The sequence below is a fragment of the Acinetobacter rathckeae genome (assembly GCF_015627125.1).
Lineage (GTDB): Bacteria > Pseudomonadota > Gammaproteobacteria > Pseudomonadales > Moraxellaceae > Acinetobacter > Acinetobacter rathckeae.
In genome coordinates, this window is sequence record NZ_VTDO01000001.1 from 434,799 (window position 1) to 449,271 (window position 14,473).

The 14,473-nt window shown below is 38.6% G+C and carries 13 protein-coding genes and 2 tRNA genes; 7 read left to right on the top strand and 8 right to left on the bottom strand.

Features of this window, described 5'->3' with window-relative positions:
- Positions 1–81: 81 nt before the first annotated feature.
- Positions 82–2,235, top strand: a complete 2,154-nt coding sequence (locus tag I2F31_RS02030) for a TonB-dependent siderophore receptor (protein ID WP_195773336.1) — start codon at positions 82–84, stop codon at positions 2,233–2,235.
- Between the two features lie 96 nt (positions 2,236–2,331).
- Entirely contained in the window at positions 2,332–2,994 is a 663-nt protein-coding gene (locus tag I2F31_RS02035; protein ID WP_228285064.1) for a hypothetical protein, read from the top strand.
- A 70-nt stretch (positions 2,995–3,064) separates the two neighbouring features.
- On the opposite strand, the gene I2F31_RS02040 is transcribed toward I2F31_RS02035, so the two are convergent.
- Both I2F31_RS02040 and I2F31_RS02045 read right to left on the bottom strand, forming a co-directional pair.
- Positions 3,065–3,150: transfer RNA gene (locus tag I2F31_RS02040), tRNA-Leu, on the bottom strand.
- A gap of 12 nt (positions 3,151–3,162) precedes the next feature.
- A tRNA-Cys gene (locus I2F31_RS02045) sits at positions 3,163–3,236 on the bottom strand.
- A 150-nt stretch (positions 3,237–3,386) separates the two neighbouring features.
- Between I2F31_RS02045 and folD the strand changes: the two genes are divergently transcribed.
- Positions 3,387–4,235 (top strand): bifunctional methylenetetrahydrofolate dehydrogenase/methenyltetrahydrofolate cyclohydrolase FolD, encoded by an 849-nt coding sequence (gene folD, locus I2F31_RS02050; RefSeq protein WP_195773337.1) that lies wholly within the window; start codon positions 3,387–3,389, stop codon positions 4,233–4,235.
- 48 nt (positions 4,236–4,283) lie between these two features.
- On the opposite strand, the gene I2F31_RS02055 is transcribed toward folD, so the two are convergent.
- The 3 genes from I2F31_RS02055 to I2F31_RS02065 form a co-directional block, all read right to left on the bottom strand.
- Positions 4,284–5,216: a TIGR01777 family oxidoreductase gene (locus I2F31_RS02055; protein WP_195767987.1), complete on the bottom strand. Its 933-nt coding sequence runs from the start codon at positions 5,214–5,216 to the stop codon at positions 4,284–4,286.
- A 36-nt stretch (positions 5,217–5,252) separates the two neighbouring features.
- Positions 5,253–5,681 carry a hypothetical protein gene (locus tag I2F31_RS02060; RefSeq protein ID WP_195767986.1) on the bottom strand — a complete coding sequence of 143 codons (429 nt, stop codon included), beginning with the start codon at positions 5,679–5,681 and terminating at the stop codon, positions 5,253–5,255.
- 119 nt (positions 5,682–5,800) lie between these two features.
- Positions 5,801–7,639 (bottom strand): phosphoenolpyruvate carboxykinase (GTP), encoded by a 1,839-nt coding sequence (locus I2F31_RS02065; RefSeq protein WP_195768159.1) that lies wholly within the window; start codon positions 7,637–7,639, stop codon positions 5,801–5,803.
- A 362-nt stretch (positions 7,640–8,001) separates the two neighbouring features.
- Here I2F31_RS02065 and I2F31_RS02070 point away from each other — a divergent pair, with 362 nt between their 5' ends.
- From I2F31_RS02070 to groL, 4 genes are all read left to right on the top strand, one after another.
- Entirely contained in the window at positions 8,002–8,940 is a 939-nt protein-coding gene (locus I2F31_RS02070; RefSeq protein ID WP_195767985.1) for a diacylglycerol/lipid kinase family protein, read from the top strand.
- Complete coding sequence (locus tag I2F31_RS02075; protein WP_195767984.1) at positions 8,921–9,685, top strand: metallophosphoesterase family protein; 765 nt, start codon at positions 8,921–8,923, stop codon at positions 9,683–9,685. Before I2F31_RS02070 ends, I2F31_RS02075 begins: the two co-directional genes overlap by 20 nt.
- A gap of 678 nt (positions 9,686–10,363) precedes the next feature.
- Complete coding sequence (locus I2F31_RS02080; protein ID WP_195767983.1) at positions 10,364–10,654, top strand: co-chaperone GroES; 291 nt, start codon at positions 10,364–10,366, stop codon at positions 10,652–10,654.
- A gap of 61 nt (positions 10,655–10,715) precedes the next feature.
- A complete protein-coding gene (gene groL / locus I2F31_RS02085; RefSeq protein WP_195773338.1) occupies positions 10,716–12,353 on the top strand; it encodes a chaperonin GroEL in 1,638 nt (545 codons plus the stop codon).
- 143 nt (positions 12,354–12,496) lie between these two features.
- Here groL and I2F31_RS02090 read toward each other — a convergent pair whose 3' ends face one another.
- From I2F31_RS02090 to I2F31_RS02100, 3 genes are read right to left on the bottom strand one after another with little or no spacing between them, the layout of a single operon-like run.
- The gene (locus I2F31_RS02090; protein WP_195773339.1) at positions 12,497–12,706 is read right to left on the bottom strand and encodes a hypothetical protein; all 210 of its coding nucleotides are present in this window, start codon (positions 12,704–12,706) and stop codon (positions 12,497–12,499) included.
- A 9-nt stretch (positions 12,707–12,715) separates the two neighbouring features.
- Complete coding sequence (locus tag I2F31_RS02095) at positions 12,716–12,928, bottom strand: hypothetical protein (protein ID WP_195773340.1); 213 nt, start codon at positions 12,926–12,928, stop codon at positions 12,716–12,718.
- Positions 12,925–14,472, bottom strand: coding sequence for a DNA cytosine methyltransferase (locus I2F31_RS02100; protein WP_195773459.1), 1,548 nt, complete (start codon positions 14,470–14,472; stop codon positions 12,925–12,927). Before I2F31_RS02100 ends, I2F31_RS02095 begins: the two co-directional genes overlap by 4 nt.
- Position 14,473 lies beyond the last annotated feature (1 nt).

Sequence of the window (14,473 nt, forward strand, 5' to 3'; positions counted from 1 at the left end):
CTTATTAAACAATATGATTCATTGATAATGAGAATGATTAACTGTATCGTTTTGGTAAATTTTAGATAACCTTTTGTTGATATGCCAATATTCTCTCGATTTAAACTCACTACACTTGCGATTGCATTACTTTCTACATCATCTATTTATGCAGAAACACAGACAATACTTCCAACCATTGCAACTTCAGCTCAAAATGATCCCTCCAAAAATTATACCGCTGTTAAAGATGATTCAACGTTAAGAACCAAGCAAAAAAACTTAGACATCCCTCAGACTGTGAATGTAGTGTCATCTAAATATCTTGCTGATTACGACCCTAGTAATTTAGATGAAGCACTGAGCCAAGTGAGTGGTATCACGCAAGGCAATACACTTGCAGGTACACAAGACACAATCATGAAGCGTGGTTTTGGTGACAACCGTGATGGGTCAATCATGGTGAATGGCATGCCTGTGGTACAAGGTCGTGTCATGAATGCCAGCGTAGAAAAAGTGGAAGTCCTTAAAGGGCCTGCGTCTTTACTCTATGGAATTATGGACCCTGGTGGCGTGGTGAACGCAGTCACTAAAAAGCCACAACAAAAACAAAGTACAGTACTTTCTGTATATGGTTCAAGTTATGCACGTGGTAAAAATGGTGCAGGTGCAACGATTGATACAACAGGGCAAATTGGAAGCAGTCATTTTTCATATAGACTCATTGCAGATCAATCACATAAAGATTATTGGCGTAATTTTGGCTATAACAATCAACAACTGATTGCACCTTCTATACAGTGGACTAATGACACGACGACATTTAATTTAAGCTATCAATATCATAAGTTTGATGTGCCTTTTGACCGCTCTACAATTGTTGATCGTTTTGGAACAGGCAAGGTGTTACCGATTTCTAAATATACACGTTTAGATCAGGCCAGTAATCAAATGTCTGGTGAAGACCATTTGGCTCAATTGACAATGGATCATCAATTGAGTGAACAATGGCAATTACATGCAGGCTATAGTTATAACAAAGAAACCTATGATGCAAATCAGATGCGTGTTGTACCCGGAAGTTTAAATACAACAACACATACTTTAAAAAGAAGCAGTGATGCAACAACAGGTGCAAATAGTATTTCAAGTTTTGGTCAGGCGTATTTGAATGGAGACACGTCAGTTTTCGGATTGCGTCACAACATACAGTTGGGTGTAGAAAGTGCTTACGTGAAGTACTACCGTAAAGATTTATGGCGTACCACCACTGCAAATCAAAAGACAATCAATTACGAAACACTTGCCGGAACAGATGCGAGTATGGTGTCTTCAATTGATGCATCAGCCAGTGATCAAACCAATAAATTGCATACTTATGGTATGTATTTACAAGATTCGATCTATTTAACAGATCAGTGGATTGCTGTATTGGGTGGGCGGTATACGCACTGGCAACAAACAGCAGGTAAAGGTCGTCCATTTGTGTTAAATACCAATACTGACGCTGGCAAATGGCTACCACGTTTTGGACTTGTTTATAAAGTAAATGATCAAACCTCAATTTATGCAAGTTATACCGAGTCACTTAAACCAAGTTGGACAATTGCAGGATATAAATCACAGCTAGATAGCTCTGTACCCCCTGAAGAAGGAAAGTCGTATGAAATTGGTTTGAAGTATGAGCTTGGGCAGCGTTTTACGACAAACATAGCTTTATACGACATAAAGAAAACCAATATTATTGATAATGATACAGTTACAAGCATTTCTACAGCACAAGATGCACGCTCAAAAGGTCTTGAAATTGATATGACAGGGAGTATTACAGATAAGTTAGATGCGATTGCAACCTATGCTTACACCTACGCCAAAGTTACCGACTCGACAAACACGACAGCGATTGGAAAATATTTAGCCAATGTTGCAAAAAATACGGCATCGCTGTCGTTGTCTTATGATTACGGCCAATTTGCTAATGGTCAGTTGCGGTTTGGTGCGAGTGGAAATTATGTTGGAAACAGAGCAGGTGATCAATCGAATAACTTTAAACTGCCAGATTATGCATTAATGAATGCATTTGTGAGTTATGACACCAAGCTTAGTGGTCAAGATTTAAATCTTAAATTAAATGTAAATAACCTATTTGATAAAGATTATTTGACATCTACGACTGCAACAGACAGTACAGCATACTTAAATGTTTCTCGTGGTGATGCAAGAGAGTTTGTTTTAAAAGCAACAATGAAGTTTTAATTTAAAGCATGGCGTAGAAAAAGGGTTATTTTTCCTTTTTCTACCCAGCAAAGGGTTTTATCAATGAAGTGGTTAAGTATTCGTAGTATTGCAAGTATGTTTGTACTTATTTTAGGTATGACACAGCTCAGCCATGCTGCAAAAATTATGTTGGTTTCACAAACTCAAGGTAAAGAGGCTGCATCAGATCAAAGCATTCAGCATTATTTGCTACAAAAAGGGCATCAAGTCGAAATTGTAGATCAGGCGATTGATCCACGTACAATTAAAAATGTAGATTTAGTGATTTTATCTTCTACCGTGGCATCTAAAAGCTTAAAGTCGGGTTGGAGGGGTATTTCTTACCCACTCATGACTTGGGAAAATGATTATCTTGATGATTTGGCCATGACAGGAAAAAGAAGTGGCACAGATTTTGGTGAGTTAGAAAAAGAGCGTTATTTGTGGTTGGTGAATCAGCCACATGAATTGTCTGCTCAATTGCCTGCGGGTACGGTGAATGTTTATAAAAAGCAAGCGGCGATGAATTGGGGGAAACCAGGCCTAGGTGCGACGATTATTGCAACAATTTATGGACAACCAGAGAAAGTGGCGATTTGGGGGTATGAAAAAGACAGTACTATGGATTATGAAACTCTTGCACCTGCACGCCGTTTAATGTTTTTCTTGGCGAATGATACATTTGATAATTTATCAGAAGATGGTTTAAAACTCTTTGATGCATCTGTGGCATGGACTTTAGCACAACATAAAAAGTAAGTGACTAAACGATAGACACAAAAAAACCAGCTTTAAGCTGGTTTTTTATTTACACCATTTTAATTAAAAATGGTGCCCGGGGCCGGACTCGAACCGGCACGCTTTGAGGGCGGGGGATTTTAAATCCCCTGTGTCTACCTATTTCACCACCCGGGCGTTACACAAGATTGGAGGCGGAGGTCGGAATCGAACCGGCGTACACGGAGTTGCAGTCCGCTGCATGACCACTCTGCCACCCCGCCATCTCTTGGTGATGCACATATTAGCAAGCTTTTAAAAAAAGACAATAGGTTGTTGTAGATATATGTTCATAAAAACAACATGTAAAAGAAAATTGCTCAAATTATCATGTATTATTCATAAATTAATTTAAATCCTGTTGGAGATGCACCGTGGCATTGGTTTTAGATGGAAAAGCTTTAGCTAAAAAAATTGAAGCAAATTTATTTGAGCGAGTTAGTGCTTTAAAAGAAAAAACAGGGCGTACACCTATTTTAGCGACTATTTTAGTCGGTGATGATGGCGCATCTGCAACATATGTACGTATGAAAGGTAATGCATGTCGTAGAGTGGGCATGGACTCTTTAAAGGTAGAGTTGCCACAACACACTACAACAGAACAATTGTTAGCAGAAATTGAAAAATTAAATCAAAATCCAGATGTACATGGTATTTTATTACAGCATCCTGTACCTGCGCAGATTGATGAGCGTGCCTGCTTTGACACTATTTTACTGAATAAAGATGTTGATGGTGTAACTTGTCTTGGTTTTGGTCGTATGGCAATGGATGAGGCGGCTTATAGTTCCGCAACGCCTGCTGGCATTATGACGATTTTAGAAGAAAATAACATTGAAATTGCAGGTAAGCATGCGGTAGTGGTTGGACGCTCTGCAATTTTAGGTAAGCCAATGGCAATGATGTTGTTGCAAGCCAATGCAACGGTGACGATTTGTCATTCACGCACGCAGAATTTAGCTGCGTTTGTAAAACAGGCTGATATTATTGTGGGTGCTGTAGGTAAAGCAGAATTAATTCAAAAAGATTGGATTAAAGCGGGTGCTGTAGTAGTAGATGCAGGATTCCACCCAAGAGAAAATGGTGGTGTCGGTGATATTGAGCTAGATGGCATTGAAGACGTTGCTTCTGCTTATACACCTGTGCCGGGTGGTGTTGGGCCAATGACCATTACTACTTTAATTCGCCAAACGGTGGAAGCTGCTGAAAAAGCCCTTGCTTAAATAAAAGGGCTAGCGTTGAAAAAAGCACTTACAGGTTAAGTGCTTTTTTTATGCAAGTAAATGACCTAAAGCTTGGTCTAGGGTTGGATACAAAAATTGATAACCATCGTCAGACAAATGCGTTGGAGATACATATTGTCCGTTGGTAATCAATTCAGCTTGCTCTTTTAAAACTAACTTGAGCAAGCTTTCTGGTACAGAAAAAGGTGTATGTTTGTGTAGTATGCTTTTACAGGCCATAACAAATTGCTGCTGTGATGTTTGTTGTGGTGCAGATAGATTATAGATCTGGTGTTTTCCTCTTGATGTCATGAGAAAGACAATTGCGTTTATTACGTCCTCAATATGTATCCATGTTAATGGTTGTTGACCTGAGCCAATATTGCCCACTGCATTGAGTTTAATGGGGAGCAGCATTTGTTTAAATGCAGGTGCGTGTTGTGAGAAGACGACACCTAAACGAATAATTTTTAGATTTTGCTGTTGTTCGATTGCCCACGGTAGAATTGCTTTTTCCCATTTTTGGCAAATTTCCGATATAAAAATATTTTGTGGTGGACTATTTTCATTGCAAACATGTTGCCATGTTTTAGTTTGATCTATGCCGTAATAACCGACAGCAGAGCCTGAAATAATACATTTGGGTTTGATGTTTTGGGTGTCTAGCCAATTGGTCAGTTGTTTGGTGGTATTTACACGGCTTTGAATCAGTACTTGTTTACGTTGCTCATTCCAACGTTGACTACTAATGTTTTCACCAGCCAGATTAATCACATAGTCTATGGTGGTATTGGGGCTTATGTCATTGAAGTGAGGCACTAGAGTGACAGCTTTGTTTTGATATTTCGCTGACACTTGTTCGGGGGAGCGAGTAAGTACAATAATGTGGCACTGTTGTGCTAAAAAGTATTGAATCAGTGCTGTACCAATAAGCCCTGTACCACCTGTGATTAAAATGGTGTGTTGTGCCAAGTTTTGCATGTTTGCCCTCATGTTTTTATGCAAAAAAAAAGCAATTTATGCTGTGCAACGATAGCGAATGACATTCAGTGTTTGTGGGTGTGTATTTAGTGCCGTACGTGCTGCAGTTGACTGGTCAGTTGTATTATTAATTTGTGCCAATTCAAAGCTGGTTTTGCTTTGCCCAATTCCAATGCCGTATGAGCTTGGAGTGTTTGCAGGGTTAATAATTTCGCTATTACTTAAAATCTCTATTTTATAATCTTGCTGTGAGCCAAGTACCTTTTTACATGCATTTTGTAGCTTGGCTGTATTGCTATTCGCGTTTGCTTTTGCTGCAAGTGTGTAGTTAATAATGGCATCTTGTGAAGTACGTTGTTCAACTTGGTAGCCTGTGTGGCCATTATAAGCCTGTGGTGAAGTTTGGCAGGCACTTAGCAGTAATACTACACTTGATGTTGCGAGGGTTGCGTATAATTTTTTCATTTTTGTAGAGTCCACAGTATTTTTCGATTTGAGTATGCCATAGTTCATTCACTGTTTTGTTGTTTTTGTGCTGTGTATAAAAAGAAAAAGAGCCAATATTTTGGCTCTTTTTTTAATCGTTATATGGTTTCAGTTTGGCTAAATTGTTTTAGCAGTTTTTGTTGGTGTTGTTTTAAGACTTTTGGCATGCGATCACCAAGTTTTTCAAACAATACGCCGTGGCTTTCAAGTTCCTTTTGCCATTGTGTTGGGTTTTGTGTAGTCACTTTTTCAAATGAAACTTGACTAAAGTCACTGCCTTTCCAGTTGATATCTTGATAGCAAGGCACACGACCAATTGCTGTATCAGTGGCGTTTGCTGTGCCTTCGCAGCGTGCAATAATCCACTCAAGCACACGCATGTTTTCACCAAAACCTGGCCAAATAAATGAACCATCTTCATCACGGCGGAACCAGTTCACATTAAATATTTTTGGCAATTGTTGGTTGTTTGCATCTGCTTGAATTTTTGTGGTTTGTCCAAGTGTTAACCAATGGTCAAAATAATCTGCCATGTTGTAGCCAATAAATGGCAACATCGCAAACGGGTCTCTACGTACAACGCCTTGTTGGCCTGCAGCAGCGGCGGTGGTTTCTGACCCCATGGTTGCGGCTTTATAAACACCATCAACCCAGTCAAATGCTTCAGATACGAGTGGTACAGTGTCTGCTCTACGACCGCCAAAAATAAATGCTGAAATTGGTACACCTTGTGGATTATCCCAATCTGGGTCAATAGATGGGCATTGATCTGCAGCGACTGTAAAACGTGAGTTAGGGTGGGCTGCTTTTTCTGTACCTTGGTGTGGTTGGCCTTTCCAGTTAATAAGGTCTTGAGGCGCAGTTTTTGTTAAACCTTCCCACCATACTTGCCCTGTTTTTGTCACCGCAACATTGGTATAAATGACATCTTTTTGTAATGTTGCCATACAGTTTGGATTGGTTTTTACATTGGTACCTGGTGCAACGCCAAAGAAGCCTGCTTCTGGGTTAATGGCATATAAACGCCCATCTTGACCCGGTTTAATCCAAGCAATGTCGTCACCAACTGTTTCAACTTTCCAACCTTGATATGTTTTTGGTGGAATGAGCATGGCAAAATTGGTTTTACCACATGCAGAAGGGAATGCAGCTGCCACGTAGTGCTTCTTACCTTGTGGGTTAGTAATGCCCAAAATAAGCATGTGCTCAGCAAGCCAACCTTGTTCACGCCCCATTACAGAAGCAATACGTAGTGCAAAGCATTTTTTACCTAATAATGCATTGCCGCCATAACCTGAGCCAAACGACCAGATTTCACGGCTTTTAGGGTAGTGCACAATATATTTTTCAGCATTACATGGCCATGCCACATCGGTCATGCCTTCGGTTAAAGGCATGCCTACACTGTGTACACATGGAATAAAAGTCTCATCTGTTTTTAAAACATCGTATACCGCTTTACCCATACGGGTCATTTTACGCATGCTGATTGCAACATAAGGCGAGTCGGTAATTTCAATACCAATATGTGCAATATGGCTACCCATTGGGCCCATTGAAAATGGAACCACATACATAGTACGACCTTGCATGCACCCTTCAAAGAGTCCATTTAAAGTTTTACGCATGATTTCTGGTGCTTGCCAATTATTTGTAGTGCCAGCATCTTCTTCTTTTTCGCTACATATAAAAGTACGGTCTTCTACACGGGCAACATCTGTTGGATCAGATAACACACTGTAAGAGTTTGGGTGTGTTTCAGGGTCTAAAGCCTGCATGCTACCATTGGCAATCATGAGTTGAATCAGTTCTTGGTATTCTGTTTCACTACCGTCGCACCATTGAATGTTTTTTGGTTGAGTAAGTTTTGCAATGTCTGCGACCCATTCGATCAATTTTGTGTGTTGAACAAATGCGGGTACATTGAGTGAAATCATGCGAATGCCTTGCTGTTTAAAATAGGGTAGTACAGTCAAAAAAAACAGATTTTTTGATGTTTTTCGGTGTTTATTAGATCATAACTACGACTTTAGTTTAAGCTTAAAATCATATATCAGTATAGTTTATAATTTATATTTGTTTTTTAAATAAATATAAATATCAGTGTCTTGTTGTGTTTGTGTGGTTGGTATTTCTATTTAAAATATTAAAAGTATTTTTATTTTTTAAATAAATAATTATTAAAAACAATATCTTGTTTTGTTGATTGGTTGTGCGTAAAAAACGCAGGTTTTATACAAAATAGCACATGATGAGTGGTATGCTATGAATTCGTAGTAATAATATTTTTGTGGTTGTGATGTTAAATTTAAAACCATTATCTTTAGTGTATAACCATAAATCAGGGTTTCATGCCAGTCATAACGATGAAGTCTATGAGCAAATGATGACGTTGTTTTCTTTCTACGGTTTTGAAATTCAAGTGTTTGAATTGAGTGAGCGTAGTCCTATTTCACTGCTCATGAAAAAAATTATTGCACGGCATCAAAAAACTAAGCATAAAGGCGTGGTGATTGGTGCAGGCGGAGATGGTACGCTGAACTCGATTGCTTCACATTTAATAGGTACAGATATTCCACTGGGTATTTTACCTTTAGGTACGTTTAATTATGTGGCACGTGCTTTAGATATTCCACTTGATCTTATTAAAGCTGCTGAAGTGATTGTCAAGGGTGCACCTCGTGCAGTACATGTTGCACGTTTAAATGAGCATGTCTATTTAAATAATGCCAGTTTGGGGTTGTATCCTTTATTTATCGAACAAAGAGAGCGTTATAATAAGTATTTGGGGCGTTTCCCATTACATGCTTATACATCTGCTTTAGATGTTTTATTAAGAAAATACAAGGCATTAAAATTAGAATTGACCATTGATGGTGTAAAGCACCCCGTCACCACGTCTTTGGTATTTTTAGGAAATAATCAATTACAACTCAAAGAGCTTAACTTGACCATTGCCGATGCTGCAAAAGAGGGTAAAGTGGCAGGCGTTGTGGTGTCTAAAAGTGATCGTATATCGCTGATTAAATTGCTGGTCAAACTGTTTAAAGGCAATGTAGAGCATGCAGATGGTATTTGTTTATTTACTGCGGAACATATAGAAATAAAGTCTGTGCAAGATCAACCGTTGTATTTAGCGATTGATGGTGAGTTAATAGAGGAGTGTTCACCTTTACACATTTCTGTACATAAACATGCCTTAAATATTATGGTGCCTTATGCTACTTCATCTATCTGATTTACACTTTGGTACTGAAAAGAAATCATGCCTTGATGCCATTCGCCTGTTTTGCAAGCAGTCATCTGAGCTTGAGGCCGTGGTGGTGAGTGGCGATTTAACCCAAAGAGCAAAATTTGCTGAATTTCTTGCATGTAAGCAATTTTTAAAGAGCCTTCATTTGCCATATTTGGTAGTGCCTGGCAATCATGACATACCGCTTTATCATGTGTGGAAGCGTGTGTTTTATCCATTTACATTTTATGAAGGTTTTTTTGGCCCTGCTGAGCAAGTGTTAGAGACGAAAAATTTTTATTTAATGGGTTTAAATAGCATACGCCGTCGGCATCATACCAAAGGTGATATTTCATTTGCACAAATAGAGCAGATGAATCATAAACTAAAAAAAGCACCTGCAAATAAGCTTAAATTGGTTGTCGTGCATCAACCGTTTTATACTCCACGTAAATCACATGGTTGGAAAGACTGCCCAAAACAAGCAAAACTGGCGTTGGAGCGTTGGGGGGGCTTAGGATTGTTTGGTCTATTGCACGGACATTTGCATCATACTGGTGTATATAACTTGACTCAATTATTTGATTTAAATGTGACACAGCCGATATGGGATATTCATGCGGGTACAGCAACTTCATGGCGGTTACGAAAAAATCAGCCCAACAGCTTTAATACCATTAGTGCAACGGGTGAGGTAAAACACTACAGCTTCCACGAGTTAAAAGGGGTGTATTTAGAAACAGGCTTATAGAAATATGAGTTTAAAGCCAGTGTGAGTGATCCTTTGAAAATATAATGCTTTAATTGACTTGGGTGTGTAAGTTGATCTTTAGATTTGAAATGACCTAATAAGGCTGAGCTTAAGTAAGTGAAACTTAGATTTTTTCTTGAGTACACGTAGTTTAATACTGTGTAAGCGACTGTGGTATGTTTTTATTTCTGTTTAAGAACGTGTGTTCATATATTCTCGCTTAAGTCATTTTGTAGTTTATTAAAAATTTATTTTAATCATGGTTGATTTTTAGCTATTTGTTCAAGTGAAAATAATTTTTAGAAAAGAATACTATATTGATTTTACTTATTATTGGTGAAAGAAGTTTTTACTTAAGATTTAAGTGAAGATACTTTATTTCTAGCGACAGTGCTTTTAGCTAATATTTTTAGTGGTTCATCAAAGTATTTATGGCATAGAACAAGCATGACTGGTTTGAGTGGGTAGAATCAACCGAGTTTATGTGACCTAAAATGGTAATTTTTGGCATGTGCATAAAAAAAAATCAATTAAGCAAAAATTTTTCTTTGTAGCCCTTGAAGCTATTATTTTTACCCCCACCAATTTGACATGAACCTTTGGTAAGTCGTGGTATAACACATACTGATATAGCCATGATAAGCCATTTAAAACAGTAAACTGAGTTGGAGTTTTAAAATGAGCACTATTCGTCCTTTACATGACCGTGTTGTCATTCGCCGTGTTGAAGAAGAAGCAAAAACAGCAGGCGGTATTTTGCTACCAGGTTCTGCTGCTGAAAAACCATCACAAGGGGAAGTGATTGCTGTAGGTAATGGCCAAATTACTGAAAATGGTGTACGTGCTTTAGATGTTAAAGTGGGTGATAAAGTACTGTTTGGTACTTATGCAGGTACAACAGTGAAAGTAGATGCTGAAGAATTATTGATTATGAAAGAATCTGATATTTTAGCTGTACTTACAAACTAACATACTATTTTTTTATTAAAAATTCATCTCTTTGAAGTAAACAAAATTTGGAGTCTAAACAATGTCTGCTAAAGATATTAAATTTGGTGATTCAGCACGCTCAAAAATGATTGCTGGTGTGAATGTACTTGCTGATGCAGTAAAAGTGACTTTAGGCCCTAAAGGTCGTAATGTTGTTATCGATCGTTCATTTGGTTCACCACACATTACAAAAGATGGTGTAACGGTTGCGAAAGAAATTACATTACAAGATAAATTTGAAAACATGGGTGCACAGTTGGTACGTGAAGTATCATCAAAAACAAATGATGTTGCTGGTGATGGTACAACAACAGCGACTGTACTTGCTCAAGCGATTTTGAATGAAGGGATTAAATCTGTAACAGCAGGTATGAACCCAATGGATTTAAAACGTGGTATTGACCTTGCAGTAAAAGCTGTAGTGGAAAATATTCGTGAAACAGCAACGCCTGCGAATGACTTTAAAGCGATTGAGCAAGTGGGTTCAATTTCTGCAAACTCAGACCATACGGTTGGTAAGTTAATTGCTCAAGCGATGGAAAAAGTAGGCAAAGAAGGCGTGATTACCGTTGAAGAAGGTTCAGGCTTTGAAGATGCTCTAGATGTTGTAGAGGGTATGCAGTTTGACCGTGGTTACTTAAGCCCATACTTTGCAAACAAACAAGATACGCTAACAGCGGAACTTGAAAATCCGTTTATTTTATTGGTTGATAAAAAAATTGCCAATATTCGTGAACTGATTGGTACGCTAGAAGCTGTTGCAAAAACAGGTAAACCACTACTTATTATTGCAGAAGATGTTGAAGGCGAAGCACTTGCAACATTGGTTGTGAATAACATGCGTGGCATCATTAAAGTCTGTGCAGTAAAAGCACCAGGTTTTGGTGATCGCCGTAAAGCAATGCTACAAGATATTGCTGTACTTACAGGTGCAAACGTTATTTCTGAAGAAGTCGGTATGTCTTTAGAAAAAGCATCACTTGAAGATTTAGGTACAGCACATAAAGTGACAGTATCTAAAGAAAACACAGTGATCGTTGATGGTGCAGGCAACGCTGAAATGATTAGCGATCGTGTACAACAAATTCGTGCACAAATTGAAGAATCAACTTCTGAATATGATCGTGAAAAGCTACAAGAGCGTGTTGCTAAACTTGCAGGCGGTGTTGCTGTTATTAAAATTGGTGCAGCCACTGAAGTTGAAATGAAAGAGAAGAAAGACCGTGTAGATGATGCATTACATGCAACACGTGCGGCGGTAGAAGAAGGTGTTGTTGCAGGTGGTGGTGTTGCACTTGTACGTGCCGTGGCTCGCTTAGCTGAGTTGAAAGGTGATAATGATGACCAAACGGTAGGTGTAAATATTTTACGCCGTGCGATTGAAGCACCTTTCCGTCAAATTGTTTCTAATGCCGGTGGTGAGCCTTCTGTTGTGATTAATGCAGTAAAACAAGGTGAAGGTAACTTTGGTTATAACGCAGCAACTGCTGAATATGGCGATATGCTTGAAATGGGTATTCTTGACCCTGCAAAAGTAACTCGTTCAGCGCTTGAACATGCGGCATCTGTTGCTGGTCTAATGCTTACAACAGAAGCAATGATCACAGATATTCCTGAAGAGAAAGCACCTGCTTCACCAGATATGGGTGGAATGGGTGGAATGGGTGGAATGATGTAAGCCACTTATAGTTGATCTAAGTTATTGATAGTGTTTAATTATTATTGAGTATTATTTAAAACTTACTCACTTTGTTACTCACAAATCAATAAATCAACAAAAAAAAGACCACGTTATGTGGTCTTTTTTTTGGTCTTTGCTCATTAACTTGCTAAGCCTGCTTCTGTGATTGTGATACAAGTTAATACATAACTATTAAGCCAATAGTTCTTACGGCCATCTTTTAGTGGTTGAGCAATTCGTTTATCCTTTATTCGAAGATATAACTCATTTTCACTAATATTCATTCGCATAGCAAATTCAGCTGTAGATACACGTCGCTCTGTATTTGATAAATCAATCATAAATCCCATCATTTCACCTCACGCATACCGATAACTAATTTCATAAGTTCTTTTCACCCAAGGCTTAAAGCGTTGCTTGTAACAGTCTTTGCAATTCGCTTCTAAGCTATAGGTACCATCTTTTTTGATACGACCAGTGCCGTAGAAAAACTCTTTCGTAGCAGGGAAGTACTCACCGCAGTGAATACATTGCTTTTCTGTGCCGAGTTCGGTTTGGATGTATTTAGTCATGCCACACCTCTATATTGTTTTTCATGACCAAAGTTGGCCTCAACTAATGCTTGCGATAGTTGAGGGCATACTGAATTACCCACCATTCTCGTTTGCTCTGTTTTAGTTAATTTGATTTCATTGCCATGTTCATCTAGTCCTTTCTCAAATACATATGAGTCTGGGAATCCTTGAGCTTTGAAAAGTTCAACCGGTTGAAGCATGCGAAATCCAATATCTACAATTTGATATTCAATTTCATTTACTTTGACTAACCCAAATCGATCACGTGTGGGAATAGTTCTTAAAGGTTCATTTACGGAATTTCCATCTTTTTCATTACCGTAAAATGCGGTTAAGAACGCACGAACCTCTGCAAACTGGTTAACAGTAGTCATCGTATGTAATGGCTCGTTTAAGTCCTGTCCAATGCAGTTATTCTTCATTTTTGATAAATGACTAATAACAAGTGAGTTGTGGTCTTTAGCTGTAATCGTGTGTACTGGGTCTTTAATAGAACTACCAACTACACCAGTGTAGTTTTTAGCTAAGAAAGCCGAGACCAATCCATGATGGCCACCTGTTGCTATGGTGTGTAAAGGATTGGCCAACGTGTTACCAGGATGTCCTGAAGTATTAACAACTAAGCTAGGAGCAATCAGAGCATGATGACCGCCTTTTGTTTGAGCACATATCGTTCGCAATGGCTCATTAATTGGCATACAACGTTTATTTGATGCATTGGCACATTCTGTTAAAACAGGTGCAATATTATTCACAACAAATGGATCAGGATTGTTGAAAACAAACTTTTTCAACCCACCTGCAATACGCTCTAATGTTGCATTAGCCAGTGGACGTGAACGTGTAAAAATACTTGGGCATTCAATAGACCAATCTATGCATTCAGCTGCAGTACGCCATGGTTTTAATTTACCTTTTTTTACTGCCAAGCTATTTGGATTACCATGTGTTGCTTCAGGCCATTTGATTGGCAGTCCATCGCGTCTTGCGATTAAGAAAAAGCGTTTACGAATGGTCGGTGATCCATAATCACAAGCACGTAACTCACGATAATCAACTTTATAGCCTTGAGCTTTTAATGCATTTACAAAGCTGTTAAAGGTTTTACCCTTACTATTTGGGCATGGTTTACCATCTTTACCTAAAGTGCCCCAAGTTTTAAACTCTTCCACATTTTCAAGCATGATGACTCGAGGACGAGTTTTTGATGCCCAACGTAGTGCAACCCAAGCAAGGCCTCGTATTTTCTTTTCAACAGGTTTGCCACCTTTTGCTTTAGAGAAATGTTTGCAATCTGGTGAGAGCCAAACAAGACCCACAGGTTGATTGCTTGTTACTTCAATAGGATCAATATCCCATACACTTTCACAATAGTGCTTTGTACCAGGGTGATTGATTCTGTGCATAGCTAATGCTTTAGGGTCATGATTGATAGCAACATCAACCGGGCGATTAAAGGCTTGTTCAATACCTGTACTTGTTCCACCACCACCTGCAAAGTTATCGATAATAAGTTCATGAGGGAGAAAATGAGTTATCATC

Excerpts from the sequence above, each read along its gene's own strand:
- I2F31_RS02030 (WP_195773336.1), top strand. The coding sequence starts at position 82 with ATGCCAATATTCTCTCGATTTAAACTCACTACACTTGCGATTGCATTA.
- I2F31_RS02035 (WP_228285064.1), top strand. The coding sequence starts at position 2,332 with ATGTTTGTACTTATTTTAGGTATGACACAGCTCAGCCATGCTGCAAAA.
- I2F31_RS02055 (WP_195767987.1), bottom strand. The coding sequence starts at position 5,216 with ATGCAAAACTTGGCACAACACACCATTTTAATCACAGGTGGTACAGGG.
- I2F31_RS02060 (WP_195767986.1), bottom strand. The coding sequence starts at position 5,681 with ATGAAAAAATTATACGCAACCCTCGCAACATCAAGTGTAGTATTACTG.
- I2F31_RS02065 (WP_195768159.1), bottom strand. The coding sequence starts at position 7,639 with ATGATTTCACTCAATGTACCCGCATTTGTTCAACACACAAAATTGATC.
- I2F31_RS02070 (WP_195767985.1), top strand. The coding sequence starts at position 8,002 with ATGTTAAATTTAAAACCATTATCTTTAGTGTATAACCATAAATCAGGG.
- I2F31_RS02075 (WP_195767984.1), top strand. The coding sequence starts at position 8,921 with ATGCTACTTCATCTATCTGATTTACACTTTGGTACTGAAAAGAAATCA.
- I2F31_RS02080 (WP_195767983.1), top strand. The coding sequence starts at position 10,364 with ATGAGCACTATTCGTCCTTTACATGACCGTGTTGTCATTCGCCGTGTT.
- groL (WP_195773338.1), top strand. The coding sequence starts at position 10,716 with ATGTCTGCTAAAGATATTAAATTTGGTGATTCAGCACGCTCAAAAATG.
- I2F31_RS02090 (WP_195773339.1), bottom strand. The coding sequence starts at position 12,706 with ATGGGATTTATGATTGATTTATCAAATACAGAGCGACGTGTATCTACA.
- I2F31_RS02095 (WP_195773340.1), bottom strand. The coding sequence starts at position 12,928 with ATGACTAAATACATCCAAACCGAACTCGGCACAGAAAAGCAATGTATT.
- I2F31_RS02100 (WP_195773459.1), bottom strand. The coding sequence starts at position 14,472 with ATGATAACTCATTTTCTCCCTCATGAACTTATTATCGATAACTTTGCA.